9 protein-coding genes and 3 rRNA genes are annotated in these 14,914 nt (G+C 65.4%); 2 read left to right on the top strand and 10 right to left on the bottom strand.

Features of this window, described 5'->3' with window-relative positions; genetic code table 11:
- Positions 1-36 precede the first annotated feature (36 nt).
- From OG254_RS28120 to OG254_RS28105, 4 genes are all read right to left on the bottom strand, one after another.
- Positions 37-681 carry an HAD family hydrolase gene (locus OG254_RS28120; RefSeq protein ID WP_405586955.1) on the bottom strand — a complete coding sequence of 215 codons (645 nt, stop codon included), beginning with the start codon at positions 679-681 and terminating at the stop codon, positions 37-39.
- 60 nt (positions 682-741) lie between these two features.
- Positions 742-858 (bottom strand): 5S ribosomal RNA (rrf, locus tag OG254_RS28115).
- A gap of 87 nt (positions 859-945) precedes the next feature.
- Positions 946-4,066, bottom strand: a 23S ribosomal RNA gene (locus OG254_RS28110).
- A 307-nt stretch (positions 4,067-4,373) separates the two neighbouring features.
- Positions 4,374-5,899, bottom strand: a 16S ribosomal RNA gene (locus OG254_RS28105).
- Together the 16S, 23S and 5S rRNA genes form the textbook arrangement of a ribosomal RNA operon.
- A gap of 840 nt (positions 5,900-6,739) precedes the next feature.
- On the opposite strand from OG254_RS28105, the gene trpS reads away from it, so the two are divergent.
- Entirely contained in the window at positions 6,740-7,768 is a 1,029-nt protein-coding gene (trpS, locus tag OG254_RS28100) for a tryptophan--tRNA ligase (RefSeq protein WP_405586952.1), read from the top strand.
- Positions 7,769-7,811: 43 nt separating this feature from the next.
- Here trpS and proC read toward each other — a convergent pair whose 3' ends face one another.
- From proC to OG254_RS28070, 6 genes are all read right to left on the bottom strand, one after another.
- Positions 7,812-8,627 (bottom strand): pyrroline-5-carboxylate reductase, encoded by an 816-nt coding sequence (gene proC / locus OG254_RS28095; protein WP_147994978.1) that lies wholly within the window; start codon positions 8,625-8,627, stop codon positions 7,812-7,814.
- Positions 8,628-8,749: 122 nt separating this feature from the next.
- Positions 8,750-9,541, bottom strand: a complete 792-nt coding sequence (locus OG254_RS28090; RefSeq protein ID WP_405586949.1) for an ABC transporter permease — start codon at positions 9,539-9,541, stop codon at positions 8,750-8,752.
- Positions 9,538-10,347, bottom strand: coding sequence for an ABC transporter ATP-binding protein (locus OG254_RS28085; RefSeq protein WP_405586946.1), 810 nt, complete (start codon positions 10,345-10,347; stop codon positions 9,538-9,540). The genes OG254_RS28090 and OG254_RS28085 overlap by 4 nt, the downstream gene beginning before the upstream one ends.
- Positions 10,348-10,558: 211 nt before the next feature.
- Positions 10,559-11,329: a class I SAM-dependent methyltransferase gene (locus tag OG254_RS28080; RefSeq protein ID WP_405586943.1), complete on the bottom strand. Its 771-nt coding sequence runs from the start codon at positions 11,327-11,329 to the stop codon at positions 10,559-10,561.
- Between the two features lie 193 nt (positions 11,330-11,522).
- Positions 11,523-12,026 (bottom strand): EamA/RhaT family transporter, encoded by a 504-nt coding sequence (locus tag OG254_RS28075; protein ID WP_405586941.1) that lies wholly within the window; start codon positions 12,024-12,026, stop codon positions 11,523-11,525.
- 82 nt (positions 12,027-12,108) lie between these two features.
- Positions 12,109-12,453, bottom strand: coding sequence for an SH3 domain-containing protein (locus OG254_RS28070; protein ID WP_405586939.1), 345 nt, complete (start codon positions 12,451-12,453; stop codon positions 12,109-12,111).
- Between the two features lie 182 nt (positions 12,454-12,635).
- Between OG254_RS28070 and OG254_RS28065 the strand changes: the two genes are divergently transcribed.
- The gene (locus OG254_RS28065) at positions 12,636-14,837 is read left to right on the top strand and encodes a serine/threonine-protein kinase (protein ID WP_405586936.1); all 2,202 of its coding nucleotides are present in this window, start codon (positions 12,636-12,638) and stop codon (positions 14,835-14,837) included.
- The last annotated feature ends 77 nt before the right edge of the window (positions 14,838-14,914 follow it).

Below are 14,914 nucleotides of genomic sequence, written 5' to 3'. Positions count from 1 at the left end.
GCATGACAAATGTCAGCACCGCACCACCGCCCCGCATCACACCAGCAGGTCAGCCAACTCGCCCATGTCGGAGAAGAGTTGAGTGGCCCCGCCGAGCCTCCCGGCAGGCGTCATCGCGGTGAACCCGTAGACATCCATCCCTGCGGCGACGGCCGCCTGCACCCCCAGCGGACTGTCCTCGACGACGAGACACCGCACCGGCGCAACGCCCATCCGCTCCGCGGCATGGAGGAAGAGATCCGGCGCCGGCTTCCCCCGCCCCACATCCTGCGAACTGAAGACCCGCCCGTCCTCGAAGAACCGATCGAGCCCAGTCGTCCGATGCCCCACCCGGATCCGCTCGTGACTCCCGGAGGACGCCACACAGTACGGCACCCCACCCCCGACGAGCTTCTCCAGCACATCGACCACACAGGGCACGGCCTTCAACTCCCGCTCGAACGCGGCGAACACACGCGCATGAAAGACATCGTCGAAGTCCTCGGGCAGCCGCCGGCCCGTCCGCTCAAGCACCAGGTCGTGAATCCGGTGCATGGCCGAGCCCATGTAGTCCCGAATGGAGTCCTCGTAGGACGTCGGATGCCCCAGCTCAGTGAGGTACGCGGCGAGAAGCCGGTTGGAAATGGGCTCGCTGTCGACGAGCACGCCGTCATTGTCGAAGATCACCAGGTCATAGCGCATAGATTCGAGCTTAAACGCAGAAAGGCCCACGCCATATGGCGTGGGCCTTTCCCAAAATTTGTTCGGCGGCGTCCTACTCTCCCACAGGGTCCCCCCTGCAGTACCATCGGCGCTGTAAGGCTTAGCTTCCGGGTTCGGAATGTAACCGGGCGTTTCCCTCACGCTATAACCACCGAAACACTATGAAACTGTGACCGGAAACCCCCCAAACCTGGGGGGACGTCGGTCGTTGCTTCAGAACCAACACAGTGGACGCGAGCCTCTATGGACAAGCCCTCGGCCTATTAGTACCGGTCACCTCCACACGTTACCGTGCTTCCAGATCCGGCCTATCAACCCAGTCGTCTACTGGGAGCCTTACCCCATCTAGTGGGTGGGAATACTCATCTCGAAGCAGGCTTCCCGCTTAGATGCTTTCAGCGGTTATCCCTCCCGAACGTAGCCAACCAGCCATGCCCTTGGCAGAACAACTGGCACACCAGAGGTTCGTCCGTCCCGGTCCTCTCGTACTAGGGACAGCCCTTCTCAATATTCCTGCGCGCGCAGCGGATAGGGACCGAACTGTCTCACGACGTTCTAAACCCAGCTCGCGTACCGCTTTAATGGGCGAACAGCCCAACCCTTGGGACCGACTCCAGCCCCAGGATGCGACGAGCCGACATCGAGGTGCCAAACCATCCCGTCGATATGGACTCTTGGGGAAGATCAGCCTGTTATCCCCGGGGTACCTTTTATCCGTTGAGCGACGGCGCTTCCACAAGCCACCGCCGGATCACTAGTCCCGACTTTCGTCCCTGCTCGACCCGTCGGTCTCACAGTCAAGCTCCCTTGTGCACTTACACTCAACACCTGATTGCCAACCAGGCTGAGGGAACCTTTGGGCGCCTCCGTTACTCTTTAGGAGGCAACCGCCCCAGTTAAACTACCCATCAGACACTGTCCCTGATCCGGATCACGGACCCAGGTTAGACATCCAGCACGACCAGACTGGTATTTCAACGACGACTCCCCCTGAACTGGCGTCCAGAGTTCACAGTCTCCCAGCTATCCTACACAAGCCGAACCGAACACCAATATCAAACTGTAGTAAAGGTCCCGGGGTCTTTCCGTCCTGCTGCGCGAAACGAGCATCTTTACTCGTAGTGCAATTTCACCGGGCCTATGGTTGAGACAGTCGAGAAGTCGTTACGCCATTCGTGCAGGTCGGAACTTACCCGACAAGGAATTTCGCTACCTTAGGATGGTTATAGTTACCACCGCCGTTTACTGGCGCTTAAGTTCTCAGCTTCGCCATGACGAATCATGACTAACCGGTCCCCTTAACGTTCCAGCACCGGGCAGGCGTCAGTCCGTATACATCGCCTTACGGCTTCGCACGGACCTGTGTTTTTAGTAAACAGTCGCTTCTCGCTGGTCTCTGCGGCCACCCCCAGCTCACCGAGTAAATCGGATCACCGGACATGGCCCCCCTTCTCCCGAAGTTACGGGGGCATTTTGCCGAGTTCCTTAACCATAGTTCACCCGAACGCCTCGGTATTCTCTACCTGACCACCTGAGTCGGTTTAGGGTACGGGCCGCCATGAAACTCGCTAGAGGCTTTTCTCGACAGCATAGGATCATCCACTTCACCACAATCGGCTCGGCATCAGGTCTCAGCCTCATGTGCGACGGATTTACCTATCGCACGGCCTACACCCTTACCCCGGGACAACCACCGCCCGGGCTGGACTACCTTCCTGCGTCACCCCATCACTCACCTACTACAGGTCTGGTCCGTCGGCTCCACCACTCCCCTTTGCCCGAAGGCTCCAGGGCGGCTTCACGGACTTAGCATCGCCTGGTTCAATGTTTGACGCTTCACAGCGGGTACCGGAATATCAACCGGTTATCCATCGACTACGCCTGTCGGCCTCGCCTTAGGTCCCGACTTACCCTGGGCAGATCAGCTTGACCCAGGAACCCTTAGTCAATCGGCGCACACGTTTCTCACGTGTGTATCGCTACTCATGCCTGCATTCTCACTCGTGAACCGTCCACAACTCGCTTCCGCGGCTGCTTCACCCGGCACACGACGCTCCCCTACCCATCACGATCCCCGTTGGGGGTATATATCGCAATGACACGACTTCGGCGGTACGCTTGAGCCCCGCTACATTGTCGGCGCGGAATCACTAGACCAGTGAGCTATTACGCACTCTTTCAAGGGTGGCTGCTTCTAAGCCAACCTCCTGGTTGTCTGTGCGACTCCACATCCTTTCCCACTTAGCGTACGCTTAGGGGCCTTAGTCGATGCTCTGGGCTGTTTCCCTCTCGACCATGGAGCTTATCCCCCACAGTCTCACTGCCGCGCTCTCACTTACCGGCATTCGGAGTTTGGCTAAGGTCAGTAACCCGGTAGGGCCCATCGCCTATCCAGTGCTCTACCTCCGGCAAGAAACACACGACGCTGCACCTAAATGCATTTCGGGGAGAACCAGCTATCACGGAGTTTGATTGGCCTTTCACCCCTAACCACAGGTCATCCCCCAGGTTTTCAACCCTGGTGGGTTCGGTCCTCCACGAAGTCTTACCTCCGCTTCAACCTGCCCATGGCTAGATCACTCCGCTTCGGGTCTTGAGCGCGCTACTATATCGCCCTATTCGGACTCGCTTTCGCTACGGCTTCCCCACACGGGTTAACCTCGCAACACACCGCAAACTCGCAGGCTCATTCTTCAAAAGGCACGCAGTCACGAGATACGTGCAAGCACGTATCCGACGCTCCCACGGCTTGTAGGCACACGGTTTCAGGTACTATTTCACTCCGCTCCCGCGGTACTTTTCACCATTCCCTCACGGTACTATCCGCTATCGGTCACCAGGGAATATTTAGGCTTAGCGGGTGGTCCCGCCAGATTCACACGGGATTTCTCGGGCCCCGTGCTACTTGGGTGTCTCTCAAACGAGCCGCTGATGTTTCGACTACGGGGGTCTTACCCTCTACGCCGGACCTTTCGCATGTCCTTCGCCTACATCAACGGTTTCTGACTCGTCTCACAGCCGGCAGACTGTGAAAGAGAGATCCCACAACCCCGCACACGCAACCCCTGCCGGGTCTCACACGTATACGGTTTGGCCTCATCCAGTTTCGCTCGCCACTACTCCCGGAATCACGGTTGTTTTCTCTTCCTGCGGGTACTGAGATGTTTCACTTCCCCGCGTTCCCTCCACTTGCCCTATGTGTTCAGGCAAGGGTGACAGCCCATGACGACTGCCGGGTTTCCCCATTCGGACACCCCCGGATCAAAGCCTGGTTGACGACTCCCCGGGGCCTATCGTGGCCTCCCACGTCCTTCATCGGTTCCTGGTGCCAAGGCATCCACCGTGCGCCCTTAAAAACTTGGCCACAGATGCTCGCGTCCACTGTGCAGTTCTCAAACAACGACCAGTCACCCATCACCCCCAACCTCAAGCTGGAGTTCACTGGGACCGGCAACTGAGGAAAGTTCATTCCCTCAGACACCCAACAGCGTGCCCGGCACACTCCCCGCTCCCCTCAACGTTCCACGCTCCGAAGAGCAGTACTAGAAGGAGAAGACGATCAAGTGTGCCGAATAATCAACGTTCCACCCATGAGCAACCACCGTCGAACGTTTGCCGACGTAGTGGCCTCTGACCTCGTCCCGAAGGACTCGGTAAGAAGTGCTCCTTAGAAAGGAGGTGATCCAGCCGCACCTTCCGGTACGGCTACCTTGTTACGACTTCGTCCCAATCGCCAGTCCCACCTTCGACAGCTCCCTCCCACAAGGGGTTGGGCCACCGGCTTCGGGTGTTACCGACTTTCGTGACGTGACGGGCGGTGTGTACAAGGCCCGGGAACGTATTCACCGCAGCAATGCTGATCTGCGATTACTAGCAACTCCGACTTCATGGGGTCGAGTTGCAGACCCCAATCCGAACTGAGACCGGCTTTTTGAGATTCGCTCCACCTCACGGTATCGCAGCTCATTGTACCGGCCATTGTAGCACGTGTGCAGCCCAAGACATAAGGGGCATGATGACTTGACGTCGTCCCCACCTTCCTCCGAGTTGACCCCGGCGGTCTCCTGTGAGTCCCCATCACCCCGAAGGGCATGCTGGCAACACAGAACAAGGGTTGCGCTCGTTGCGGGACTTAACCCAACATCTCACGACACGAGCTGACGACAGCCATGCACCACCTGTACACCGACCACAAGGGGGGCACTATCTCTAATGCTTTCCGGTGTATGTCAAGCCTTGGTAAGGTTCTTCGCGTTGCGTCGAATTAAGCCACATGCTCCGCTGCTTGTGCGGGCCCCCGTCAATTCCTTTGAGTTTTAGCCTTGCGGCCGTACTCCCCAGGCGGGGAACTTAATGCGTTAGCTGCGGCACCGACGACGTGGAATGTCGCCAACACCTAGTTCCCACCGTTTACGGCGTGGACTACCAGGGTATCTAATCCTGTTCGCTCCCCACGCTTTCGCTCCTCAGCGTCAGTAATGGCCCAGAGATCCGCCTTCGCCACCGGTGTTCCTCCTGATATCTGCGCATTTCACCGCTACACCAGGAATTCCGATCTCCCCTACCACACTCTAGCTAGCCCGTATCGAATGCAGACCCGGGGTTAAGCCCCGGGCTTTCACACCCGACGTGACAAGCCGCCTACGAGCTCTTTACGCCCAATAATTCCGGACAACGCTTGCGCCCTACGTATTACCGCGGCTGCTGGCACGTAGTTAGCCGGCGCTTCTTCTGCAGGTACCGTCACTTTCGCTTCTTCCCTGCTGAAAGAGGTTTACAACCCGAAGGCCGTCATCCCTCACGCGGCGTCGCTGCATCAGGCTTTCGCCCATTGTGCAATATTCCCCACTGCTGCCTCCCGTAGGAGTCTGGGCCGTGTCTCAGTCCCAGTGTGGCCGGTCGCCCTCTCAGGCCGGCTACCCGTCGTCGCCTTGGTGAGCCATTACCTCACCAACAAGCTGATAGGCCGCGGGCTCATCCTTCACCGCCGGAGCTTTTAACCTCCACCCAGGAGAGTGGAAGTGTTATCCGGTATTAGACCCCGTTTCCAGGGCTTGTCCCAGAGTGAAGGGCAGATTGCCCACGTGTTACTCACCCGTTCGCCACTAATCCCCACCGAAGTGGTTCATCGTTCGACTTGCATGTGTTAAGCACGCCGCCAGCGTTCGTCCTGAGCCAGGATCAAACTCTCCGTGAATGTTTACCCGTAATCGGGTGCACACATCACGAGAGCGGAACAGTCAGGCGGAATAGGCCCGACCGTTCACAGCGTCCTCGCTGTGTTTATTTCAAAGGAACCTCGTCCCAACCGGAAGACCGGCCGGAGACGGGGTATCAACATATCTGGCGTTGATTTTTGGCACGCTGTTGAGTTCTCAAGGAACGGACGCTTCCTTTGTACTCACCCTCTCGGGCTTTCCTCCGGGCGCTTCCCTTCGGTCTTGCGTTTCCGACTCTATCAGACCGTTTCCCGATCCGATTTCCTCGGTGCTTTCCAGGTTCCCGCTTTCGCGTTTCCCTTTCCGGCGGTTCCGACTCTATCAGATCCTTTCGGGCCTGACTCCCAGTCAGCGGGGTTTGTCTTCCCGGCCGTTGGGCCGTTCCGACGAGTGAGACTTTAGCGGATTCCCTGCTCCCGAGCTAATCGGGGGCTGCGCTCTGTCGAGCGCGGATTCCTCATTCCTTAAATACGCATGCCAATGAAACGACGGCAGACAGATCGACTGTCGTCGAATAGTGGTTGGTACTTGCGGAGTGGCTGTCCGGGGACCGACCGAAGTCGGCGCTCACGTCGGACAACTCGGAGAACACTACGGATCGGGTCAGGGCGTGTCAACTTCACTCCATGTGGCACCCCGGCGGCGTACTGTGGGACGCATGACGACGCGTACGTACACCCAGCTGTGGTGGGCCGCCTGACGGCGGCCGTGCTTACGTATGCACTCAACGGCCGCCGCCTCGGCGGCCGTTTCTCGTATCTCCCTCCAGAGGGTCGGCCGGCCGGGGACGGCGGTCTCGACCAGGAGGTGGAGAAGAGATGACGCGGGTCTTCAGTGGGATCAAGCCGACCGGGCATCTGACGCTGGGGAACTACCTGGGGGCCATGCGGCGGTGGGCGGCCGTCGATCAGCACCAGGCCGACGCGCTGTTCTGCATCGTCGATCTGCATGCGCTGACCGTGGACCACGATCCGGCGCGGGTGCGCAGGCTCAGTAGGCAGGCGGCGACGTTGTTGCTTGCGTCAGGGCTGGATCCGGAGCTGTGCACCGTCTTCGTACAGAGTCATGTGGATGAGCACGCGCGGCTGTCGTATGTGCTGGAGTGCGTGGCCACGGACGGCGAGATGCGGCGGATGATCCAGTACAAGGAGAAGGCGGCGCGCGAGCGGGCGCGGGGCGGGAGTGTGCGGCTGTCGCTGCTGACGTATCCCGTGCTGATGGCGGCGGACATCCTGGCGTACGGGACCGATGAGGTGCCGGTCGGGGACGATCAGACGCAGCATGTGGAGCTCGCGCGGGATCTGGCGGTGCGGTTCAACCAGCGGTACGGACATACGTTCGTGGTGCCTCGGGCTACTCCGCCGCAGGTCGCGGCCCGGGTCATGAATCTGCAGGATCCGGCCTCGAAGATGGGCAAGAGCGATGACTCCGGTCCGGGGATCGTCTATTTGCTCGACGAGCCGGACGTGGTGCGGAAGAAGGTCCTGCGGGCCGTGACCGACAGTGGGCGGGAGGTCGTGTACGACCGGGCCGCGCAGCCGGGGGTGGCGAATCTGCTGGAGATCCTCGCGGCCTGTACGGGTGGGAACCCATCGGAGCTGAGCGGTGTGTATGAAACGTACGGAGCTTTGAAGTCAGACACCGCGGAGGCCGTGGTCGAGGTCCTCAGGCCCGTGCAGGAGAGGCACAGGGAGCTGTGCGCGGATCCTGGCTATGTGGAGGGGGTGCTGCGGGATGGTGCGGAGCGGGCTCGGGCGATGGCTCGGCCAACCGTGGATGCCGCGTATCGGGCGATCGGATTGCTGCCGGCTGTGGGTGCGGCCGCCGATATCGGGGTGACCGTATAAGGGGTGCGCTGGGCCGCCCTCTGGGGCAGGGGGCGGCCGGGCGTCACTTGTTGCTGCTGCCGGTGGCGAGCTCGCGGCTGCGGTCGCGGGCGGCTTCGAGGGCGGCGATGAGGGCGGCTCGTACGCCGTGGTTCTCCAGTTCGCGGATGGCGTTGATGGTGGTGCCGGCGGGGGACGTGACGTTCTCGCGCAGCTTGACGGGGTGTTCGCCGCTGTCGCGGAGCATCGTCGCGGCGCCGATCGCGGACTGGACGATCAGGTCGTGCGCCTTGTCCCTGGGCAGTCCGAGGAGGATGCCGGCGTCCGTCATGGCTTCGACCAGGTAGAAGAAGTACGCCGGGCCGGAGCCGGAGAGGGCTGTGCAGGCGTCCTGCTGGGACTCGGGGACGCGGAGCGTCTTACCCACGGAGCCGAAGATCTCCTCGGTGTGCGCGAGGTCGGCTTCGCTGGCGTGGCTGCCGGCGGAGATGACGGACATGGCCTCGTCGACGAGGGCGGGGGTGTTCGTCATGACGCGGACGACCGGGGTGCCCGCGGCGAGGCGGGACTCGAAGAAGGAGGTGGGGATGCCTGCGGCTCCGCTGATGACCAGTCGGTCGGCGGGGACGTGCGGGGCGAGCTCGTCGAGGAGGGTGCCCATGTCCTGCGGCTTGACCGTGAGGATCAGGGTGTCGGCGGTCTTGGCGGCTTCCGCATTGGTGACCGGGGTGACTCCGTGGCGGGTGCGGAGTTCTTCGGCTCGCTCCGCGCGGCGGGCCGTCACCAGGAGGTCGGCCGGGGCCCAGCCGCCGCGGATCATTCCGCTGAGCAGGGCTTCGCCGATCTTGCCGGTGCCGAGGACTGCGACTTTCTGGGTCATGGCTGGGGTGTCCTCCGGGGGTTGAGTCGTCCGGATTCATCCTCGCACCGGGCGCCACCTTTCGAGGTGACGTGTCCGGTGGGCGGACGGTCCGGGCGACGCCGGGTCCGGCCCCTCGGGGGTCATGCCGTCCTGCGTCGCAGGGTCGCCGCTCCCAGGCCCAGGACCAGCAGGGCGCAGCCCGCCACGATCAGGGCGTCGCGGACGAAGTTGGCGGTCATGTCGGTGTGCTTGAGGACCTCGTTCATGCCGTCGACCGCATAGGACATGGGGAGGACGTTGGAGATGGCCTCGAGGGCGGGGTGCATGTTGTCGCGGGGAGTGAACAGGCCGCAGAGGAGGAGCTGGGGGAAGATCACGGCCGGCATGAACTGGACGGCCTGGAACTCGGAGGCCGCGAAGGCCGAGACGAACAGGCCGAGTGCGGTGCCGAGCAGGGCGTCGAGCAGAGCCACGAGCAGCAGCAGCCAGGGGCTTCCGGTGACGTCCAGACCGAGGAACCAGAGGGCGAGTCCGGTCGCCAGGGCGGACTGGATGATCGCGAGGGTGCCGAAGGCGAGGGCGTAGCCGGCGATCAGGTCGCCCTTGCCGAGGGGCATGGCGAGCAGGCGTTCGAGGGTGCCCGAGGTGCGTTCGCGCAGGGTGGCGATGGAGGTGACCAGGAACATCGTGATCAGCGGGAAGATCCCGAGGAGGGAGGCGCCGATGTTGTCGAAAGTGCGCGGGTTGCCATCGAAGACGTAGCGCAGCAGGAACAGCATCACGCAGGGCACGAGGAGCATCAGCGCGATGGTGCGGGGGTCGTGGCGGAGCTGGCGCAGGACCCGGGCGGCGGTGGCGGTGGTGCGGGCGATGCTCAGGGCGCTGGTGGGGACGGGCCGGAGCGTGGTGGTCGGGCTCGTGGTGGTGGTCATCGCGTGGTCTCCTTCGCGCGGGCGGCGGCGACCGCCTCGTCGACCAGGTGCAGGAAGGCGGCCTCGACAGTCTCGGACCCCGTGCGGGTGCGCAGGGCCTCCGGGGTGTCGTCGGCGAGGATCTCGCCCTCGCGCATGAGGAGGAGGCGGTGGCAGCGCTCGGCCTCGTCCATGACGTGGGAGGAGATGAGGAGGGTGGCGCCGCGGGAGGCGGCGATCTCGTGGAAGAGGTTCCAGAGGTCGCGGCGCAGGACCGGGTCCAGGCCGACCGTCGGTTCGTCCAGGACGAGGAGTTCGGGGGTGCCGAGGAGTGCGACCGCCAGTGAGACGCGGCTGCGCTGGCCCCCGGAGAGGTTGCCGGCCAGAGCGTCGGCGTGGCTGGTGAGGTCGACGTCGGTGATGGCGCGGGTGACGTTCTCCCGGCGCCGGGTGGCCGCGGAGTGGCCGGGGTCGAGGATCGCCGCGAAGTAGTCGAGGTTCTGGCGGATCGTCAGGTCGTCGTAGACGGAGGGGGCTTGGGTGACGTAGCCGATGCGGGTGCGCAGGGTGGGGTGGCCGGCGGGGCGGCCGAGGACGTCGAGGGTGCCGGTGACCTTGCCCTGGGTGCCGACGATCGCCCGCATGAGGGTGGTCTTGCCGCAGCCGGACGGGCCGAGCAGGCCGGTGATCTGGCCGCGGGGGACGGTGAAGTCGAGGTCGCGGAGTACCTGGCGCGGGCCGCGTACGACGTTCAGGGACTCGGCTCGGATGGCGGGGGCGTCGGGAGGGTCCGAGCGGACCGAGTGAACCGGGGAATAATTCATCATGCGATGAATAATGCTCCGGTGGGGATGCGGCGTCAAGGGCCGAGGTGGGCGTTTGGAGGGTGCGCGGAGTCGCGGGCACGCGGGGTCCGGGCGCGCGAGGTCGGGGGTGCGCGGGGTCGGGTGCCGGGCGCATGGTTCGCCCGCCTTCGCCGGGGCGGGTGGAGGGCGGGCGCGAGGGGCAATGGAGAGCGGGATGAAGGGCGTGTGGGCGTCAGGGGGTGGTGGCTACGAGGAGGTCCACGTCGTAGGTCTCTTCGATAAATCCGTCCGGGAACTCGGTGAGGAGGAGTTGCTTCTCCTCATTGAGGAAGCTTGTGCTCGCCTCGGTGCCGTGGACGAGGAAGATCGAGTGGCTGCCGAGGTTGGCCAGGTGGGTGTCGACGGGGACTCGGCGGCTCCAGCGGACCTTGCGGCGGATGAAGTCGAGTTTTCCGGTCGGGTCGGTCTGGGCGGCTCGGGCGCCGCTGCCGTTCGGTTCGACGGCGGGGTGGAGGCCGAAGCTGCGCTCGATGCGTCGCGCCTGCGCGGCGTGCCAGGGGATGTCGAGCGGGGTGGTGTTCCACCACAGGGCCAGTGCACCGCCGGGGCGCAGTACGCGCAGGGCCTCCGGCACCGAGTGGGCGGGGTCGGTCCAGTGCCAGGCCTGGGCGTAGGTGAGGAAGTCGGCGGAGGCGGTGGCGAGGGGGAGGGTGTTGCCGTTGCCGCGGACGATCGGTATGTCCGGGTGGGCGTGGCGGAACTGGGCGGCCATGCCGTCGCCGGGTTCCACGGCCAGTACGTCGGCGCCGCGCTGGTGAAGGAGGGCGGTGGCGATGCCGGTGCCCGCGCCGATGTCGATGACGCGGGCGCCGGTGAGGGGGCGGGAGGCGAGTTCCTCGATCGCATCGAAGAGGGCGGGTGGGTAGGAGGGGCGGTTCGCGGCGTACTGGGCTGCGGCGGCGTTAAAGGAGCGGGCGCGGTCGGAATGGGAAGGGGCGGTCATGCGGCCATGGTGGCCCTGGTTTGTGTGGTGTGCACCGAGTTTTGCGGGGGCGGCTCGGTGGGAGGGGGGGGCGATGACCGTGGCTCGGGGAATCGTCGCCGGCCACGGTTGCCCAGTGCGCCCGTGTGTCCACCTGCGCAGTGCGCCCCCTGCGTCTGCCTGGGCACCGTGCGCCCCTGTCCAAGGGCAGCGCTCAGTCGCGGCGGCGTTTCTTCGACGGGTTGCCGGTGCGGCGGGTGGTGCGGGATTCGTGTTGTTTGCGGGCCTTCTCGTATTCCTCGCGGTGGAGTTTCTCGCCGGGGGCCTCGATGAGGGAGCGGAAGAAGTAGGCGAGGAGGGAGCCGACGAAGCCGATGGTGAGCAGGCCGCGGAGGCTGGCGTGGCGGTGGGGGTCGGGGCGCTTGGTGAAGCCCTCCCAGGTGTGGCGGAAGGCGAGCGCGCTGCAGATCGCGAACATCGCGACGACCAGGACGGTCACGAAGCTGCCGGGGCCGGCGATCACGATCCCCTCGTAGGCGAAGCGCAGCACCAGGCAGGAGACGGCCGCGGCGGCGAGGGACCCGGCGGCGACCCCGATGCGGCGGGCGGTGTAGCGGTTGTCGTGGTCGACCCAGGTCGTGCCGAAGAAGCGCAGGGGCTCGGGGCGGGGGCCCGAGGAGCCCGCGGGGGTGGCCGGGGTGCCGTTCTTCTCGCTCACGCGTCGATTATGGCTCCGACCGGGCCGCGGGCTCCGTATGGGGTCCGGCGAACCGGATCCGAGATCGGATTCCGGGATCGGATCAGGAGCAGCGCGGACGGACGTAGCCGTCGCTGCCGGTCTGGACGTACGCGTCCGCGACGTACTCGCTGTCGGCGATGTTGTCCCAGATGTTCGACGTGCCGTACGGACCCGAGACGTTCGTGCCGGGCGTCTGGCAGTAGATCGGGATCCTGGCGCCCTCGGGCAGGGTACGGACGAGGGCGTAGCCGGTGCCGGGGCCGCGGCGGACGTTCAGGCGGACGCCCGGCGCGACCGAGTAGTAGCGCAGGGCGTTGGCCGAGGCGGCCAGCGTCGTGACGGCCGGTGCCGTGCCGCCCCCGGTCTCGTCGGCTCTTTCGGCCTCTTCGACGCGGTCTGTGGACATGTTCGAACCTCCCCCGTTGATCCCCATGCCTGCCATGGGGTCCCGTTGATTCCCCTAAATCACGCCACGCACACATGTGCGCGTTGGGAACACGGAGGCTAGCAAGCCGCCTCTGTCTCGTACGAGTCATCGACTAGGCTCCGTGCGTCGCGCGCGCGGACGAACAGCACGGGGGTGGTCCCATGGCGCCGCAGCAGAACGCCGGAGCGGGCGCGGAAGCGGAACTTCCCGAGTACGCCGGTCACTACCGCCTGGAGTCACATCTGGGTTCCGGCGGCATGGGCGTCGTCCATCTAGCCCGGAGCACCTCGGGCATGCAGCTCGCGGTGAAGGTCGTGCATGCCGAATTCGCCAGAGACCCCGAGTTCAGGGGGCGGTTCCGGCAGGAGGTGGGGGCTGCCCGCAAGGTCAGCGGGGCCTTCACCGCGCCCGTCGTGGACGCCGATCCGGAGGCCGAACGGCCCTGGATGGCCACGCTGTTCATCCCCGGCCCGACCCTCGCCGACCAGGTGAAGCGGAACGGCCCGATGGAGCCGGGGCAGTTGCGGCGGCTGATGGCCGGGCTGGCCGAGGCGCTGCGCGACATACACCGGGTCGGCGTGGTGCACAGGGATCTGAAGCCGAGCAACGTGCTGCTCGCCGAGGACGGGCCGAAGGTCATCGACTTCGGCATCTCTCGGCCAAAGGACAGCGAACTGCGCACCGAGACCGGGAAGTTGATCGGCACGCCGCCGTTCATGGCGCCGGAGCAGTTCCGGCGGCCCCGGGAGGTCGGGCCCGCCGCCGACATCTTCGCGCTCGGGTCCGTGCTGGTGCACGCGGCGACGGGACGGGGACCGTTCGATTCCGACAGTCCGTACGTCGTGGCCTACCAGGTCGTCCATGACGAGCCGGACCTGACCGGGCTGCCGCCGAATCTCGCGCCGCTCGTGCTGCGCTGCCTCGCCAAGGAGCCCGAGGACCGGCCGACGCCCGACGAGTTGATGCGGGAACTGCGGTCGGTGTCGGCGTCGTACGACACGCAGGCGTTCATACCGGCGCAGCGGGCCACCGACGCGAAGCCCCACAAGCCGGAGCCGGAGTCGGGGGCGGAGGCGGGGGCGGGGGCGGAGACGGACTCCGCGTCGGCGTCGAAGTCGCGTGCTCTGCGCGGATCCGGGGCCGCGTCCGGATCCGGGCCAGGAGCCGGAGACCCGTTCGAGCGGCCGTCCGGGAAGCGTCGGCGTCGCAGGCTGCTCGCCCTCGGGGCCGGGGCCGTCGGGCTGGCCGCGGTCGCCGCGCTGGCCTCGGTGCAGCTTCTCGGCGGCGATACGACGCCGCAGGACCACGGCCCGCGGACCGCGTCGGCCGGCTCCGGCGCGTGGACGGCCGCGCCGGCGCCCAAGAAGGGCACGCCCCAGTGCGCCTACGGTGCGGGCAAGCTGCTGTGCTCGCAGACCGGGCTGGTCTACGCGCTCGACCCGGCGGACGGCCGGCTGCTGTGGCGCCACCCCGTCGCCCCGTCGCCCGTGAACACGGCACCGGTCGTGGCGGGCGGCCTCGTGCACCCGTCGTCGGTTCAGGGCGGTCTGCTGGAGGGGCTCGACCCCGCCACGGGCAAGGCGGCCTGGCGGCAGAACACGCCCGCGTACGGCGGGATGACGGCCGTGGGCGGCATGCTGCTGCTCACCGGCGCCGACGGCACGGTCACCGCCGTGGACGGCGCCTCGGGCGACACGAAGTGGAACCGTTCGGTTCCGGGGCACCGGGCGCCGAACTTCGTCTCCTTCGCCAAGGATCCGCTGGCGTACACGGCGACCATGTCCGACGACGGTTCGAGCACGCGGGTCACCGCGGTGGACCCGGTCACGGGTGACGTGCGCTGGGACGCGCGGCTGAAGGGGACGCTGGAGCTCACCGGTGCGTCGGACGGGTCGGTCTTCCTGCTCTCCGTCGACGGGATCTACAGCGACACGAGGGCCGTGATCCGTTACTCCCCCGCCGACCGGACCACGCAGCGCGTATCCCTGCCCCGTCCGGTCCAGCAGGCGCACGGCACCGTGCGGGGGAACGTGGTCTACCTCGGGGGCGACGGCGGTTCGCTGATCGCCGTGGACATGAAGGCCGGCAGACAGCTGTGGAGCCTGGAGACGTCCGTGATCCGTACGTCGTCGCCCGTCGCCGATGGCCGGCATGTGTACGTCAGCGCTCCCGACGGCCGACTCCTCGCCGTGGACGCCGCCGACGGCAGGCTCCTGGGCCAGACGCCGCCCCGGCTCGGCACCGACTCGGACCGGGTGACGGCCCACCTGCCTCAGCCCGTGCTCGCCGACGGCCACGTCCATGCCGCCGCCCCCGACGGCACCGTCTTCGCCGTGGACGCCCGCGACCCGTCGCAGTGGTGAAACAGCCGTACTCGACGACACGACCGCAGCCCCCGCGGGCGCCCTCGCCGCTGACAGCCGCAGGGGCCGCCTCCCGA

Source organism: Streptomyces sp. NBC_01092, from assembly GCF_045039535.1.
Taxonomy (GTDB): domain Bacteria; phylum Actinomycetota; class Actinomycetes; order Streptomycetales; family Streptomycetaceae; genus Streptomyces.
The sequence above is the reverse complement of the archived record's forward strand: the minus strand, read 5'-3'. Positions and strand labels throughout refer to the sequence as shown.